The organism is Amycolatopsis vancoresmycina (assembly GCF_000716785.1).
GTDB classification, from domain to species: Bacteria; Actinomycetota; Actinomycetes; order Mycobacteriales; family Pseudonocardiaceae; genus Amycolatopsis; species Amycolatopsis vancoresmycina.
Window position 1 is genome coordinate 96,728 of the sequence record NZ_JNYY01000032.1, and the last position, 15,896, is coordinate 112,623.

Sequence of the window (15,896 nt, forward strand, 5' to 3'; positions counted from 1 at the left end):
GGTCATTCCTTCACCCCACCGCCGACCAGCCCGCGCACCAGCGCGCGCTGCGACAGCATGAACACGACCGCCACCGGGATGACCGCCAGCAGCGTGGCGAGCGCCAGTTCCGGCCGGAAGATGTTCACCTGCTGGCCGCCGCCCCCGACCGCGGGGTTGAACGAGGGCGTCGACGACAGCAGGTCCGACAGGCCCACCTGGATCGGGTACTGCGCCGAATCCGTGAGCACGGCGTAGGGCAGGAAGAAGTTGTTCCAGTCGGCCACGAAGCTGAAGAACAGGACCAGCGCCACCACCGGCTTCGCCAGCGGCAGGGCGACGTGGCGGAACGTGGACCACTCGTCGCAGCCGTCGATGCGCGCCGCGTCGAGCAGTTCGCGGGGAACCGCGGTCGTGTAGTAGATGTAGGCGAGGTAGACCCCGAACGGGTAGAACGCGAACGGGAGGATCACCGAAAGCGCGTTGCCGATCAGGTGCACGGCGTTGAGCTCCAGGAAGATCGGGAGCACGAGCGCCGCCGCCGGCATGATCATCACGACCAGGGTCAGCGTCAGCACCAGCCGCCGGCCGGGGAACCGCCCGAACGCGAGGCCGTAGCCGGCCGGGATCCCGGTGACCAGGACGATCGCGGTCGCGCTCACCGCGTACAGCAGCGAGTTGCCGATCCACAGGCGGTAGAGGTGGTCGCTGAAGGCGTCCAGGTGCCGCCACGCCTGCGCGAGCCGGCCGAAGCTGCCGAACGCCAGGGGATCGGCGGTGACGAGGGCTTCGTCGGACTTCGTCGGCGCGAGGACGAGCCACGCCAGCGGCACCACGAAGAACGCGGCGAAGCCGGCGAGGATCACGAACCGGAGGCCACGGGCGGCGAGTCGCATCAGTCGTCCGTCCTGAACAGTCCGGTGCGCGTCACGATGAGGGCCGCGGCGAGCAGCCCGATCGCGAGCAGGTCGACGGAGATGGCCGCGGCGGCGTTGAAGTCGGCGTAGCGGAACGCCAGCTGGAACGCGAGCTGGTTGGCCGACCACGTGTCGGGAACCAGGCCGAGACTGGCCTGGTTCACCAGCTGCGGCTCCACGAACAGCTGGGTTCCGGTCGCGAAGGACAGGATCACCATGTAGGCGATCCACTTGCGGATCAGCGGCAGCTTGATGCGCAGCGCGATCGTCACCGGTCCGGCGCCGTCGATGCGCGCGGCGTCCTCCAGCTCCTGCGGGATCGTGTTGAGGGCGCCGTACATGATGACGATCCAGCCGCCGGCCCCGGTCCAGAACGCGATCATCGCGAAGAGGAAGGGCAGCTTGCCGGGCGCGATCGACTCGACGAACAGGTGCGACCCGAACACGTCCCGCACCAGGAACGAACCCGGGCTGACGGCCGGGTCGAGCATGAACAGCCAGACCAGCACGGACGACGCCCCGGCGAGCGCACCGGGGATGTAGAACAGGAACCGGAAGGCCGCGGAGACCCGGTTCGCGCGGCCGTGCAGCAGCAGCGTCAGCCCGACGACGAGCACGACGAGGGAGCCGAGCCACACCCCGGTGTAGAGCAGGACGTGCCCGAAAGCCGGCAGGAAGCGGTAGTCGCCGAAGGTGCGGCCGAAGTTGCGGAAACCGGCCCAGCCGCCGGCGTCGTCGGTGAACGCGAGGCTCAGCGCGTAGAGCATCGGGAGGATGCCGAACGCGACGAGGAACGGCAGGTAGGGCCCGACGAACGCGAGACCGGCCCAGGTGTGCCGGCCCCGCTTGCGCGGCGCGGGCGCCCCGGCCGGTTTCACGGCTGGGGCGCCCGCTTCGGCGGTCCTAGTCGACGGCATAACCGGCCGCCTGCGCCGCTTGCTTGAGCGCCTTGCCGAACGGCTCCAGCAAGGAGCCCAGCGGCTTGCCCGCCACCAGCTCCGTGACCACGGTGGTGGACCAGACGGGCTGGTCCGGGTAGGACACCAGGTTCCAGCCCGGCCAGATCTGGTCCGCGGCGGCCTTGAGCGCCGGGGTCGGATCGGCGGCGTAGTAGGCGTTCGCGGCCTGCTGCGCCAGCCACTTGTCGGCCAGCGGGGCGTAGGCCGGATAGCCGGGCCGGGCTTCGGCGCCGCCCGGGTTGAAGACGGTCGTGGCCCAGGTGACGAAGTCCGCCGCGGTCGCGAGGTTGGTGGAGTGCTTCGACATGATCCACGGCCCGCCGCCGACCTGACCGGTGGTCACCGGCGTCTCGTTCTCCCACTGCAGCGGCGGCGCGGCGGTGATCTGCTTGGCCGGGACGTGCAGCGCCTGGTCGAAGACGGCCTGGGCGTACCAGGACGGCCCCGGCATCAGCAGGACCTTGTCGTCGGCACCGCCGTACTTCTGGGCGAAGTCCGGGGTGAACACGCTCAGCGGGGGCACCGACCCGTTCTTGATCAGCGGGTCCAGCAGCCCGGCCACCCGGGTGCAGTGCGGGTCCGTCGCGTCGATGTGCACGTTCGTGCCGTTCACCTGCTCGAGCGGGCACTGGTTGCCCCACAGGTAGATCCAGTGGCTGAACGACTCGCCGGCGTTCCCGACGATGTAGCCCGGGTGTTCCCTGGCGACCCGGTCGCCGAGGGCCGCCCACTCCTGCCAGGTCTTCGGCACGGTGTAGTGGAACTGGTCCATCAGCTTCTTGTTGACCCAGAGCACGACCTGGGCGAGGTTGTCCTGCACGCAGACCTGCGTGCCGTTGACCGTGCACTGGGCGGTGGAGCTCGCCGGCCACTTGGCGAGCACGTCCGCCGGGATGAGGTCCTTGACCGGCGCGGCGAAGTCGAACGGCTTCTGCGCCATCCACACCGGATCGTTGACCTGCTCGCTGAAGATGACGTCCGGCCAGCCCTTGCCGGTCCGGTTCCACAGCTGGATCTTCGTCTGCAGCGTGGTCGCCCCGTTGCCGTCGCCGTCGAAGGTGACGATGTTCGCGTGGACGCCGGGGTGTTCCTTGGCGTAGGCCTGCGCCACCGGCAGCCGCGCCGCGTCCACCCAGATGGTCAGGTCACCCCCGACCTTCCCCGGAGAGTTCCCCGCACTCGGCGCGGTTCCCGTGGCGGAGGAACACCCCGCCACCGCCAAGGCCGCCACGACGGCAAGCCACCGACATCGCTGAATCATGGCTGATCACACTCCCCCGCGGGGACTGTCCAGGTGCTCCGTCGACCCTGGGATTCGAATAACGTAAGTCGTATGACGTCTGATGTCAACGACCGGGCTCCGCACCCCGCCCGGTGCGCGACGGCCTACCCGGCCGGCCTGCTCAGGGCCGGGTACGTCCGGTTGAACCGCGGCGGCGTGTAGGCCAGATACCGCCCGGGCACGCCGTCCACGGCGACGGCCTGCGCGTTCATCGTGCGGGGTTCCGTGCCGGGCCAGTGTCCGGTCCGCAGCCGGGTCAGCATGCGGTCGATCGCCGCCTGCTGTTCGCCGGTGGTGTAGGTGCAGTGGCCTGCCGCCTGGACGTACGTCTGGCGCAGCAGGGATTCGTGGCCCGCGCGGCGGACCAGTGCGCCGTAGGACTGCTGCTGCGCCACGGTCGAGATCTGGTCGCCGGTGCCGTTCACGGTGAGCACCGGGATCCGGAGGTCGCCGGTGAACACGATGCCCCGCTCCAGGTAGCGGACGGCGGCCGGGTCGGCGGTCACGCGGGGTTCGGCGGCGAGCCGGCCGAGGTCGGCGCGCAGGTCGAGCCCCGCGCGTTCGTACAGCCGCCGCACGGCGTCGCGCTGGGCGGGCGCGGCCGTCGTCAGCTGGTGCGCGTAGTCGACTCCGGTGTTCCACGACGGGTTCCCGCCCGCCAGCTGCTCGATCGCCCGCCTGCTGCTGACCGCCTGCCCCAGGTACGGCAGCGGGCCACCGGCGAGGGCCAGGTACATCCCCTGCTCGACGCCGTCGGCGTCGCGGTCGTCCGGGACCGGGGCCGGCGTGCCGCCGGCGGCCAGGCCCCAGCCCGGCAGCTGGCCGATCGCCGCCGCCAGCGCGATCCGGGCCCGGCCCGCGGCGGTCGACTGGGCCGCGGTCACCGCCGAGAGCCACTGCTGCTGCGTGCCGGGGACGTCGGCGGGGATGCCGGTCACCGGAAGAGCCGTGTCGCGGAACAGCAGGGACTTCAGCACGAAAACGGTGTCGAGCTTCTGGTTCCACTGCCCCACCGCGCCGCCGAGTCCGCCGCACATCGGGATCGCCGCGGCGAACCGGCCGGGGTACACCTGCGCGACACCGGCGGCGACCATCCCGCCCATCGAACGCCCTTCGGCGATCGCGTACCGGGCGCGCCCGAACGCCCCCTCGAACCGGCCGAGCGCCTCGGCCTGGTTCCCGATGGCCCGCGCGATGTTCCAGCCGCTGATCGTCCGGGTGGTGCCGCCGACCGCGTAACCGCGCGCCAGCAGGCTCGCGGTCAGCGGGCTCGCCAGGCCGCCCGCCGCGAAGTCGAGGTCCACCAGCACGGCACCGTTCCACCGGGACGGTTTCGCGAACGCGTACGGCGTGCCGTCGGTCAGCTGCCCGTCGGCGCACCTCGCCGAGCTCGGGCAGGGTGTTCCGGGCTCCGCCGCGTGGGCGGCCGCCGGTACCCCCGCGAAGAGGGCCGTGGCGACGGCCAGGCAACGCCAGGTTCGGTTTCCCATGATCACTCCTGCCGGAAGTTCTTGGCGGTGACGGTCCAGCCCGGGGTGGCGCACAGCCCGCAGCCCGCGCCGAGGAAGTAGCCCCGCGCGGCCCGGTTGCCGTTGAGGGTGAAGTCGAACCAGTTGACGAGCACGTTCACCGCTTCTTCGCGGATGCTCGGGTCGGGACTGCCGTCACGCTGGCCGTAGACGAACCCGGTGTGGCCCGCGGCGGGATTGGTCACCCGGACGGCGGGGACGGTGACGAGGTCGTAGTTCCCGCCGCTGTTGGGGTAGGCGACGTCGTCCGGGCCGCCGTCGGCGAACAACGTGGGTGTGTGCAGCTTCCGCAGGTTTTCGCGGCCGTAGCCGAGGGTGCCGTCGGCGAAGAACCCGCTGTCGAGCGACAGCACCGACCGCACGCGCGGGTCCGCGCCCGCCACGAGCGCTTCGATACCGCCGCAGGAGTGACCCGCGACCCCGATGCGCCGGGGATCGAGCCGGTCCCGCAGTTCGCTTCCCCGGCGGCCGTTCTCCCGTTCGGCCCAGGTGATCGCGTCCGTGACGACCGCCGGTGAAGGACTGCCGTTCTCCGTCAGCGCGGGCTCGTCGAACCCGCCGACGGCCACGACGACGAACCCGTGCGCGGCGAGCAGCGTTTCGAGGGTCAGCAGCTCGTCGTTGCTCGTGTGCCGGCACGCGCCGTTGCCGAACACCACGACCGGCAGCCGGCCGGGCACCCGGTCCAGGTCGGCGGGCCGGTAGACGGTGTACTCGGCGGCGTAGCCGCCCGTGCGGGCCGCGCCTTCGCGGACCACCGGGTGGAACACCGCGGCGGCGGGCGGCGCGGGCGGGGCCGCGGTGTCCACATCGGACGGACCCGGCACACTCGCCGCGGTGACCGCGACGAGCGCCGTCACCGCGGCGGCGAGCACCGGCTTGAGGATTGCCCTTGGCATCGGAAGTCCCTTCGTCATCCCCGCGTGGCCGCGTCGAAGACCGGCTTCGGCACCGAAACCTGGTTCAGCCCCCAGCGCGACATGATCCCGACGTACGTGCCGTTCTCGAACAGTTCCTCGAACACCTGCTGCAGCACCGGGCCCAGCCCGGACGCCTTGGGGACGTACAGCGCCAGGTCGTCCTTGGCCGCCCCCTGCGCTTCGGTCTGGGTGACGTACTTGTTCCCGCCCTGGCGCTGCGTGACGTCGATCGCCGCGGCCTCGGTCATGCCCGCGGCGTCAGCGCGGCCCGAGCGGGTGGCCACCAGCGTCGCGTCCGTGTCCTCGAGGCCGACGGTCTGCGTCGCCTTCCGCTTGCTGTCGGTGCAGAACCGGGACAGCTTGTTCAGCTGCTCTTCGACGACGCTGGCGGTGACCACCGCGATCCGCTTGCCGCAGAGGTCTTCGACCCGCGCGATCCCGGCCGTCGAATCGGTGGGGAACACGTAGGCGGTGCGGGTGGTCATCCAGGTGATCGTGTCGAACTGCTTCTCGCGCTCGGCGGTCGCCTTGACCGGGCCGTTGAACGCGTCGTACCGGCCGGCCAGCATGCCCTGCAGCGCCGCCGGCAGCCCCGCGACGACGATGGTCTGCGTCCGGACGCCGAGCACCTGGCCGATCGCCGCCTGGAAGTCGGCGTCGATGCCGGTGACCGTCCCGTCCGGGGCGACCGTGCGGTAGGGCGGGTGGGAGTCACCGGCGAACCGGATCACCCCCGCGTCCTTGACCGCCGGCGGCAGGGCGTCGTGCAGGGACTGCACCACCGGGAGGTTCGTGCCGGTGGCCAGTGCCGCCGGGCCGGCGCCCACCGTGCACCCGGCGGTGGCCAGCCCGAGGGCCGCGGTCGCGAGGATCGCACTCCGGCTTCGTCGGCGAAGTGAAGATCGCACAGGGTTCCTTTCCGGACGTCAGGCCAGGTCGTCGAGCCATTCGGTCATCCGCGCGGTCAGGTCGCCGCCCGTGCGGGCGTCGACGTTGTCCGCGTGCAGTTCCAGCACCGGGATCCCCGCGGCGCGCAACGCTCGGGTGGTGAAGTAGCCGCCGCGTGCGTCGTCGGACACGAGGTGCACGACGCCGTCCACGCCGTGGTGCCGGGCCTCCTTGACGTACCACTCCGCCGACCACGGCGGCGTGTACAGCTGGTCGCCGAAGGCGGCGAACCGGGCGGCCAGCGCGCGCAGCGGGTCGTCGCCGTAGCGCAGGTAGCCGTCGGCGGCGATCGCGAGGTACATCGACCACACGAAGACCGCGCCGTGCGATTCCTGGAACCGGCGGTAGAACTCGAGGTCGAACCACAGCCCGCGGCCGATCCACATCAGCCGCAGCCGCTCGTCCGGGCACACCGCGACCCCGGCGTCGATCCGGTCGCGCACCTCGTCGTGGAACGCGCGGGCGGCGTCGCGCGCCCACTCGGTGCCGCGGTGCCACTGGGGCACCATGACGCTCGGGATGCCGTCGGTGACGGCGATCGGGCACGGCCGGGCCGCCGCGATCAGGTCCCGGGTGCGGCGGTTCCACTCCTGCTGCTCGTTGACCAGGTCCAGCACCTCGCGGAACCGCGTCTCGGAGAACACGCGGCCGGTGGTCTGCTCCAGGAACCGGATGAGCCCGGTCAGCTCGCCGGTCAGCAGGTCCAGCCGGTCGCGGCCGATGGCCTCTTCCCAGCGGTGCGGCATCAGCTCCCACCACCGCTCCGGCACCGTGTCCTCCGCCGCGCTCTCCAGCGGGTAATAGGTGACGCCGGGTTGCGCGTCCCAGACGTCGAAGATCTTCCGGGACGCGTCGCCGGTCGTCTCGCCGAGCACGATCGACGGCGCCGGCAGGCCACCCCACGGCGCCTGGCCCGGGTCGTCCTCGAACGCCGACGCCAGTGAGGTGGCGCTGTACTGCTCGATGTAGTCGGGGTAGCCGCGGTCGCGCAGGAGGCCGAGGTAGCGCTGGGTCTGGCGTTTCGCCGCGACGATCGAGGCCCACCACTGGTTGACCACGTACGGGATGTCCATCGCGCGGAAGATCTCCTGGGGCGCGTCCGCGTTGACCAGCGCCAGGGGACCGCCCGCTTCGCGCACCCGGGCGAACCATTCGCGCTGGTGGGCGGTCGCGGTGGTCGCCGACGCGAGCCGGGCGGTCACGCGCTCGCTCCCGCCGGGACCAGCGCGGCCAGCGCTTCCGCCGTCAGCTCGCCGTACGGCTGGCGCTCGGCCAGGACCGCGCGCAGACCCGTCGCGGCCCCCTGGGCCGGGAAGTCCCACGGCGGCGCGTCGTCGTGGACCCGCGCGTAGGAGAACAGGACCTCGGCACCGCAGGCGCGGGCGGCCGCGGCGGTGTGCGCGGCCCGTTGCCGGATCGACGCGCGGGGCGCGGCGGGGCCGTTGTGCTGGTACCGCTCCGCGAGCGCGAGTTCCGTCGGTGCCGCGCAGGTGCGGGCGAACAGCAGCTCACCCCAGTCGTGGTCCTCCCCCACGACGAGGAAACCGTGGCGCTCCAACGTTTCGTACACCTCCGGCGAGTCGTGGGAACTCCCGGTGAGGAACAGCCGAACGCCTTCGGCTTCGCGCGGGTCGGCGAGCACCCGATCGACGAGCGCGATGGCCTCGGTGACCGGCACGGCGGTGGTCGCGGCGACGAGTTCGAGGAACCGCGTTCCGCTCAGCCGGTTCGCGCGGCGCAGAGCGGCGGCCTGGCCGAGCGACCGCCGCAGGGTGTCGTGGGCGGTGATGGCCGCGGCGAGGTCGTCGTCGCCGATCGGCCGCCAGCGGCCCAGCCACGCGCGCAGCTGGGCGATCTTCGCGTGGACGTACCGGGTGGTCGTGTGGTGCGGCAGGTGCAGCACGTCCACCAGCCGCAGCGGCGGCAGCCCCAGCGCCGGCTCGACCCGGTTCAGCTCCCGCAGGGCGTAGAACAGGCGCAAGGACGCCTCGCAGTCGCGGGAGACCACAATGGCTTCGAGCGGCCCGTAGTCCCCGGAGAGGATGCGCGTCAGGATCGACCGGGCCACCGGGTCCACGCCACGACCGAGGTAGCGGTCGCCGAGGGTGCTGTCCCGGCCCGGCTTCCCGGTCAGCCGCAGCGGCCGCAGCCCCGCCGCGGTGATCAGCTCGACCGGGACGTCCGCGCCGACGTAGCCGACCGCGGTCAAATCACCGCCTCCGCGATCAGGTCCGCCAGCTGCGCTTCGGTGTAGCCGAGCAGTTCGCGGTAGACGTGCTCGTTGTGCTCCCCCAGCCCGGGCGCCGGGCGGTCGAGCGCGACGCGGGCCGCGGAGAAGCGGATCGGCACGCCGGTCCCGGCCAGGTCGGCCACGTCCCCGTGCCGCGGGTGCCGCAGCGGCACGACTTCCTCGCGCGCCAGCACCAGGGGGTCGCGGACGGCCTCGCGCGGCTCGCGCACCTGCGCCGCGGGGACGCCCTCGGCGGTGAACGCGGCGAGCACGTCTTCCAGGGGCCGGGTCCGGCACCACTCGCGGATCAGGGCGTGCAGCTCGTCGGCCGCGCGGACCCGCTGATCGCGGGTCCGGTAGCGGTCGTCTTCGGCCAGCTCGGGGCGGCCGATGGCCCGCAGCACGCCGTGGGCGAAGGCGTCGGTCGGCGCGCAGAGGGCGACGTACCCGTCGGCGGCGGGCAGGATCCCGAACGGCGCCAGCCGCGGCACCATCGACCCGGTGCGCTGCGGCAGGCCGACCGCGTCGAAGGCGTCGAACGGCTCGCAGGCGACCAGGGAGGTCAGTGCGCCGAGCATCGACACGTCCACCCGCTGCCCCTCGCCGGTGTGCTCGGCCTGCAGCAGCGCCGACACCGTGCCGACCACGGCGAACAGCGGCGCGAGGAGGTCGCCGATCGGCAGCCCGAACCGCACCGGCCCCTCGTCCGGCTCGCCGGCGGTCATCATGACGCCGCTCAGCGCCTGGATGATCGAGTCCATCGCCTTGCCGGAGCCCGGGCCGCCCTGGGCGCCGAACCCGCTGATGGAGGTGTAGACGAGCCGCGGGTTGATCTCGCGGACGTGGTCGTAGGAGATGCCGAGCCGGCCGGTGACACCGGGGCTGTAGTTCTCGACCAGCACGTCGGCGTCCCGGACGAGGTCGGTGAACACCGCCCGCGACCGCGGGTTCTTCAGGTCGAGGGTGACGCTGAGCTTGTTGCGGCCGCGCAGCAGCATCGACACCGACAGGTCGTCGTCGTGGCGCCGGGCGAGGTTCAGCCCGTCGCGGCCGACGTAGGGCGCGTTGTTGCGGGAGGAATCCCCGCCGGTGGCGGGGTTTTCGACCTTGATCACGGTCGCGCCGAGCCCGGCGAGCAGCAGGGTCGCGTACGGCCCGGCGAGCGCGGTGGTCAGGTCGATGACGGTGCGGCCGGCCAGTGGCTGGTCGGTCATGCGGGAACCCCCTCGGTGAGATCGACGAGCACTTCGCTCCCGCGGGTGGTGAACCGGCCGTTGAGCCGGGCCCCGCGGGTGATGTCCTCGACGTACTTCGTCACGGCCTCGCCTTCCGGCGTGCCGCCGACCGGGACCGGACGGCCCCGGTCGTCGATCCAGCACGGCACAAACCCGGCTTCGTGCAGCCCGGCCCCATTGAAGCGGCAGAAGGCGATGACGGTGTTGCGGCTTTCCGGGTGGAACGGGAAGAACGGCATGTCCGGGTCGGGCGCGAAGCCGTAGAGCTTCGTCCGGCGTTCCGCCCACGCCTGCAGCTCTTCCGCACCGACACCGGCGCCCGGGGTGAGGGCGTGGGTGACGGTGGCGAAATTGCCGAGCCCGTGGAAGATCGGCCGTCCTCTGTGGACTTCGATGCCGCGCATGATGTGCGGGTGGTGGGAGAACACGGCGTCGGCGCCCGCGTCGACCGCCGCGCGGGCGACCGGGCTCTCGTACATCGCGACCTCGACCGGGGTGTGCCCGACACCCTTGTGCAGCGCCACGAGGACGACGTCGGCCTCGGCTCGCAGGCGGCGCACGTCGTCGGCCATCGCCGCCAGGCTGTCGGGATCGGCGAAGGTGTAGATCTTCGGCGGCCCGCCCGGGCTGGCGTGGTCCAGCTCGTAGTGGGTCAGGACGTGCACGTACGCGCAGCCGGGTTTGCGGGATGTGGCCCAGGATTCCCTGGGGCCGACGCAGTTGTACGACAGCACGCCGATCCGCAGGCCGCCGCGTTCGACGATCGCCGGACGCCGGGCCTGCGCGAGGTCCGGCCCGGCGCCGGTCGGCTCCATCCCCGCCGCGCGGGCGTAGGCGATGGTGTCGGCCAGTCCCCCGGCCCCGGCGTCGAGGACGTGGTTGCCCGCCAGCGTGACGACCGCGAACCCGGCCCCGGCCACCGCCTTCAGCGCCGCCGGGTCCGCGGGCGGTGCGGGCACGTCGGTGCTCTGCTGGACCGCGGTGGTCGAATGCGGGACCTCGATGTGGCCGATCGCCAGGTCCATCCCCGTCAGCACCGGCGCGGCCGGGGCGAGGAAGAATTCCGGGTCGGGCTCGTCCAGGATGAGGTCGCCGACGGCGCCGACAGTGATCACGAGACACCTTCCGGTTCGGACAGATGGCGGGACAGGAAGGCACGCAGCCGGTCGGTCCGCGGCCGCGTGAACAGCTCGCCCGGCGGGCCCTCTTCGACGATCCGGCCGGCTTCCATGAACACGCACCGGTCGGCCACTTCGCGGGCGAAGGTCATCTCGTGGGTGACGACGACCATCGTCGTCCCGGCCGCGGCGAGGTTGCGCAGGACCGCCAGTACCTCGTCGACCAGCTCCGGGTCGAGGGCACTGGTGGGCTCGTCGAACAGCATGATCCGCGGCCGGACCAGCACCGCGCGGGCGATGGCGACCCGCTGCTGCTGGCCGCCCGAGAGCTGCCGCGGGTAGTGGTCCTCGCGCCCGGCCAAGCCGATGCGCGCCAGCAGTTCCCGTGCTTCCCGCTCCACAGTGGACCGATCGCGGCCGTGGACGCGGATCGCCGCGTCGGTCACGTTGCGCAGCACGGTGAACTGCGGGAACAGGTTGAACTGCTGGAAGACCATGCTCATCCGCCGCCGCTGGGCGGCGATCCGCCGCTCGGCCAGCGGCCGCAGCCCGGCCGGGGACCGCCGGTGGCCCAGCAGTTCGCCGTCGAGGTACATCGCGCCGCCGTCGATCGGCTCCAGCTGGTGGGCGCAGCGGACGAGCGTCGACTTGCCCGAGCCCGACGGCCCGATCACCACGACCGCTTCGCCTTCGTGCACGTCGAGGCTGACGCCGGCCAGCGCGTGCACCGGCCCGAACTCCTTGCGGACGTCGCTGATCCGCAGCACCGGCGCGCTCACCGGACGTCCCGGTGACCGCGGGAGAACCGGCGCTCCAGCCGGCGTTGCCCGGCCGTCAGGACGGTGACCACGACCAGGTACCAGAAGCAGGCGACCAGCAGCATCGGCACGATCTCGTAGGTGCGGTTGTAGATCACCTGCACCGCGTGCAGCAGGTCCGACATCGCGATGACCGACACGAGCGCGGTCCCCTTGAGGACGTTGATGAACTGGCTGCCCGCGGGCGGGATGATCACCCGCATCGCCTGGGGCAGCACGATCCGCCGCAGCGTCTGGCCCAGCGGGTAGCCCATCGCGCGGGCCGCGTCGCGCTGGCCGGGGTCGACCGACGCCACCCCGGCGCGGAAGATCTCCGCCAGGTAGGCCGATTCGACCAGCGACAGGCCGATCACCGCGGCGGTCAGCGGCGTGATGACGGTGTTGGCGTCCCAGCTCCCGAACACCGGGCCGAACGGGATGCCGAGCGACAGCCTGGGCAGCAGGTAGGCGAGGTTGAACCAGAAGATCAGCTGGACCAGCGGCGGGATGCCGCGGAACAGGCCCACCCACAGCGTCGCCACCCAGCGGGCGGGGGCGAACCCGCTCAGCTGCATCGCCGCGACCACGCCGCCGGCCAGCGAGCCGAGCACCATCGCCGCGACCGCGAGCAGCACCGTGGTGCCCAGCCCCGCCAGGACGCTCTTTTCGAACAGGTACTTCGCCACGACGTCCCACTGGAAGCGGGAGTTGCCGGCCAGGAACACGACCAGCTGGGCGAGCAGCACGGCGAGCACGAGCACGAACAGCCAGCGCAGCGGGCGGAAGCGGCCGCGGGCGGTGGCGACGTCGTCCGGCGCGGCCGTCGTTTCCTCCACTGTGGACATCGTGGTCATTTCGCGGACGCCGCGTCGAAGATCGGCTGCGGGACCGTCACGTCGTCCAGGCCCCACTGGTGCATGATGCGCTGGTAGGTGCCGTTGCGGAAGAGTTCCTCGAACGCCTTCTGCAGCACCGGGCCGAGCTTGCCGGCCTTCGGGGTGTACAGCGCGAGGTTGTCCTTCGTGGCGCCCTGTTCCTCGGTCTGCGTCACGTACTGGTACTGCCCCTTCTGCTGGGTGGTCACGTCGATCGCGGCCGCCTGGGTCATGCCGGCAGCCTCGGCCCGGCCGGACTTCGCGGCCAGCAGGGTGGCGTTCGTGTCGTCGAGCCCGACCACCTGCACCGCCGGCCGCTTCTCCTTCTCGCAGAAGGCGGACAGCTTGCCGAGCTGGTCCTCCACCACGCTCGCGGTGACCACCGCGACGCGCTTGCCGCACAGGTCGGCGGCCTCCTTCACCCCGGCCGCCGAGCCCTCGGGGATCACGTAGGAGGTGCGGGTGGTCATCCAGGTGACGGTGTCGAACTGCTTCTCGCGTTCGGCGGTCGCCTTGACCGGACCGTTGAAGGCTTCGTACCGGCCGCTGAGCATGCCTTGCAGCGCGGCCGGCAGCCCGCTGACGACGGTGGTTTCCGTGCGCACGCCCAGGAGCTGGCCGAGCGCCTGCTGGAAGTCGTGGTCGATGCCGGTGACCGTCTTCCCGTCCGGGCCGACGGTGCGGTACGGCGGGTGGGAGTCGCCGGCGAACCGGAGGACGCCCGCATCCTTGACCGCCTGCGGCAGCTGGTCGTGCAGCGCCTGGTCGGCGCTGAGCGCCGCGGCCGTGGGGACGGAGGCCGCGCCGTCGTCGACCGTGCACCCGGCCAGCGCGAGTCCCGCGGCAACCGCGGCGAGCGTGCTTCGACGCCATTGGCGAAGTGAGGAAACCATGTCGGTTACTTCCTACGGAAGGCGATAGGTTGCTAAGTGAGCGCCGATCGTCGCATGATGTGTCGCGTGATTCAACCCCTCGATGCGACCGGCCGGACCGCACTGACACCATGGAGGCCATGGACACCCGCGGTGGGCGCGCGATGACAGCGACGTCCTCGGGCCCACTGCCCCGCTCGCAGCAGGGAGCCGAGCCGCAGCTGCTGCTGACGTCCCTGCTCGGCGACTTCTGGTACTGGCGCGACGAGCACATCCCCTCGGCCGCGCTGGTGCAGCTGCTCGGCGAGTTCGACATCAGCCCGGCGAGCGCGCGGGCAGCGATCCGCCGGCTCGCCGCCCGCGGCCTGCTCACCGTCTCGCGCAGCGGCCGGACCACGGCCTACGGCATCCCGGCACGCACGTCCGAGGTGATCATCGAGCGCACGCACCGGATGCTGACCTTCGGCGCCAGCGCGCCCGAATGGGACGGGCAGTGGACGGTGGTCACGTTCTCGGTGCCGGAACAGGACCGGGGACTGCGCACGGCTTTGCGGTCACGGCTGCGGGTCCTGCGGTTCGCCGCCCTCTACGACGGCGTGTGGGTCAGCCCGCACGACCTGGCCGGGCCCGCCCTCACGGCGCTGGACGAGCTCGGCCTCCGCAGTGCGACGGTCTTCCGCGCGACCGAAGCCCCCGGCCCGGCGCCGGCGGTCACGGCGTTCGACCTCGGCCCGCTGGCGCGGGAGTACGAGCAGTTCGTCGAGCGCTACGAGCAGGTGCTGACCGGGCTGGCGGCCGGCCTGATCAGCCCGGCGCAGGCCCTGCGCACCCGCACCGAGCTGCGTGTGGACTGGCGCCGGTTCCCCGAGACCGACCCCGACCTGCCCGCCGAGCTGCTGCCCGCGGACTGGGCGCGCGACCGGGCCCAGAAGGTGTTCCTGCAGATCTACGACCGGCTCGGCCCGCTGGCGGAGCTGCGGTTCCGCCAGGTGCTGGGGGCCACCGACCCCGAGCTGGCCGAGCTGGCCACCCACCACGACTCGGTCCGGGTGGCCGCGTTGTTCGCGGCCCTCGGCGACCGCCACCCGGCGGGCGACACCCCGTTCGAGCAAGCAGCCGAGGCCCGCCGCCTGGACGACGCGCGCCGCGACCGATGACGGCACTTTCCGCGCCGATCGGGCACCGACCTGCCGTCTTCACGGCACCCGGCGGTACGTCAGCGCAACGCGGACTGGAGCTGCGAAGCGCGTGCCTGGGCGCTGGGCGAAGCGGGCGTGCAGAACTCCGTCACCATCGCCAGGACCCGGCCGGCGGCCGCGGCGGGTGAAGCGCTCAGGTCGGGGCTGGACGCGACCGTGATCCCGCGCGTGCCGGCTTCGTCGCTCATGCTCCACGTGTTGTACCCGGGCACGTCCCCGGCGTGGCCCCAGACGTCGGGGGCGCCGGGACCGCAGATCCCGGTCAGGGACACGCGCATCAGCCCCAGCCCGTAGCCGACCAGGCCGTCCTGGCCCGGCCACGGAACCGTGGTCTTCATCTGCGCGAGCAGACCGGCCGGCAGGAGCTCGCCGCCGAGCAGCGCGCGGAAGAAACGGTTCAGGTCGGCGCCGCTGGAGATGATGTTCCCGGCGCCGAAGTAGCGGCTGAGGTTGTAGACGGTGACGTCGGTCAGCCCCCGCGGCGCCGGGTAGAGCTGCTCGTAGCCGTGCACGGCCGGGCGCGGCACCAGCGGGAAGTCCCGCGGCAGGAAGGTGTCCGCCAGGTGCAGCGGGCCGGTGATCCAGTCGGCGAGGACCTGCTCGAACCGGCGGCCGGTGAGCTTCTCCACCAGCAGGGCCAGCACGTTGTAGCCGGTGTTGGAGTACGACCAGTTCGTGCCGGGCGGGAACAGCAGCGGCTGCACCGTGCTGTCGTGGATCGCCTCGACCTCGCCGAAGTGCACGAACCGTTCGGTGTCGATCTCCGCCGCGGTCGTCCAGGTGTACTGCGGCGCCAGGTCGCGGGGCAGGCCGCTGGTGTGCTGCAGCAGCTGCCGGACGGTGATCGGCTCCGGGTAGGGCAGCAGGCCGGGCAGGTACTTCGCGACCGGCTCGTCCAAGCCCAGCCTGCCGTTCGCAGCGAGCTTCAGCACGAGGGTCGCCGTGAACGTCTTCGACACGCTCCCGACGCGGAACCGCCCGCCGGCGTCCGGCTTCGCCCCGGAGACGACGTCACCCACCCCGGCCCGCCCCCGCC

15 protein-coding genes are annotated in these 15,896 nt (G+C 72.2%); 1 reads left to right on the plus strand and 14 read right to left on the minus strand.

Annotation, left to right across the window (positions count from 1 at the left end; genetic code table 11):
- Positions 1-2 precede the first annotated feature (2 nt).
- The 13 genes from OO60_RS42285 to OO60_RS42345 all read right to left on the minus strand — a co-directional run bounded on the left by OO60_RS42285 (position 3) and on the right by OO60_RS42345 (position 13,682).
- Positions 3-875: a carbohydrate ABC transporter permease gene (locus tag OO60_RS42285; protein ID WP_004561833.1), complete on the minus strand. Its 873-nt coding sequence runs from the start codon at positions 873-875 to the stop codon at positions 3-5.
- Positions 875-1,813 carry a carbohydrate ABC transporter permease gene (locus tag OO60_RS42290; protein WP_240490929.1) on the minus strand — a complete coding sequence of 313 codons (939 nt, stop codon included), beginning with the start codon at positions 1,811-1,813 and terminating at the stop codon, positions 875-877. The genes OO60_RS42285 and OO60_RS42290 overlap by 1 nt, the downstream gene beginning before the upstream one ends.
- A complete protein-coding gene (locus tag OO60_RS42295; RefSeq protein WP_004561831.1) occupies positions 1,800-2,987 on the minus strand; it encodes an ABC transporter substrate-binding protein in 1,188 nt (395 codons plus the stop codon). Before OO60_RS42295 ends, OO60_RS42290 begins: the two co-directional genes overlap by 14 nt.
- Before the next feature lie 254 nt (positions 2,988-3,241).
- Entirely contained in the window at positions 3,242-4,627 is a 1,386-nt protein-coding gene (locus tag OO60_RS42300) for a DUF6351 family protein (RefSeq protein ID WP_155849065.1), read from the minus strand.
- Positions 4,628-4,629: 2 nt separating this feature from the next.
- A complete protein-coding gene (locus tag OO60_RS42305; RefSeq protein ID WP_156081359.1) occupies positions 4,630-5,565 on the minus strand; it encodes a poly(ethylene terephthalate) hydrolase family protein in 936 nt (311 codons plus the stop codon).
- A 14-nt stretch (positions 5,566-5,579) separates the two neighbouring features.
- On the minus strand, positions 5,580-6,494 hold the full coding sequence (locus OO60_RS42310) for a transporter substrate-binding domain-containing protein (protein ID WP_033263493.1): 915 nt from the start codon (positions 6,492-6,494) through the stop codon (positions 5,580-5,582).
- An 18-nt stretch (positions 6,495-6,512) separates the two neighbouring features.
- The gene (locus OO60_RS42315) at positions 6,513-7,736 is read right to left on the minus strand and encodes a 2-hydroxyacyl-CoA dehydratase family protein (protein WP_004561826.1); all 1,224 of its coding nucleotides are present in this window, start codon (positions 7,734-7,736) and stop codon (positions 6,513-6,515) included.
- Positions 7,733-8,743 carry a 2-hydroxyacyl-CoA dehydratase family protein gene (locus tag OO60_RS42320; RefSeq protein WP_004561825.1) on the minus strand — a complete coding sequence of 337 codons (1,011 nt, stop codon included), beginning with the start codon at positions 8,741-8,743 and terminating at the stop codon, positions 7,733-7,735. Before OO60_RS42320 ends, OO60_RS42315 begins: the two co-directional genes overlap by 4 nt.
- Entirely contained in the window at positions 8,740-9,978 is a 1,239-nt protein-coding gene (locus tag OO60_RS42325; protein WP_004561824.1) for a CaiB/BaiF CoA transferase family protein, read from the minus strand. Before OO60_RS42325 ends, OO60_RS42320 begins: the two co-directional genes overlap by 4 nt.
- Positions 9,975-11,114, minus strand: coding sequence for a CapA family protein (locus tag OO60_RS42330; RefSeq protein ID WP_004561823.1), 1,140 nt, complete (start codon positions 11,112-11,114; stop codon positions 9,975-9,977). Before OO60_RS42330 ends, OO60_RS42325 begins: the two co-directional genes overlap by 4 nt.
- Positions 11,111-11,896: an amino acid ABC transporter ATP-binding protein gene (locus OO60_RS42335; protein ID WP_004561822.1), complete on the minus strand. Its 786-nt coding sequence runs from the start codon at positions 11,894-11,896 to the stop codon at positions 11,111-11,113. Before OO60_RS42335 ends, OO60_RS42330 begins: the two co-directional genes overlap by 4 nt.
- Positions 11,893-12,759 carry an amino acid ABC transporter permease gene (locus OO60_RS42340; protein WP_033263508.1) on the minus strand — a complete coding sequence of 289 codons (867 nt, stop codon included), beginning with the start codon at positions 12,757-12,759 and terminating at the stop codon, positions 11,893-11,895. The genes OO60_RS42335 and OO60_RS42340 overlap by 4 nt, the downstream gene beginning before the upstream one ends.
- Positions 12,760-12,764: 5 nt before the next feature.
- Entirely contained in the window at positions 12,765-13,682 is a 918-nt protein-coding gene (locus OO60_RS42345) for a transporter substrate-binding domain-containing protein (protein ID WP_004561820.1), read from the minus strand.
- Between the two features lie 119 nt (positions 13,683-13,801).
- Here OO60_RS42345 and OO60_RS42350 point away from each other — a divergent pair, with 119 nt between their 5' ends.
- Positions 13,802-14,818, plus strand: coding sequence for a PaaX family transcriptional regulator (locus OO60_RS42350; RefSeq protein WP_004561819.1), 1,017 nt, complete (start codon positions 13,802-13,804; stop codon positions 14,816-14,818).
- Positions 14,819-14,877: 59 nt separating this feature from the next.
- Here the strand turns inward: OO60_RS42350 and OO60_RS42355 are convergent.
- The coding region (locus tag OO60_RS42355) for a serine hydrolase domain-containing protein (protein WP_033263510.1) at positions 14,878-15,896 on the minus strand (1,019 nt) is incomplete at its 5' end.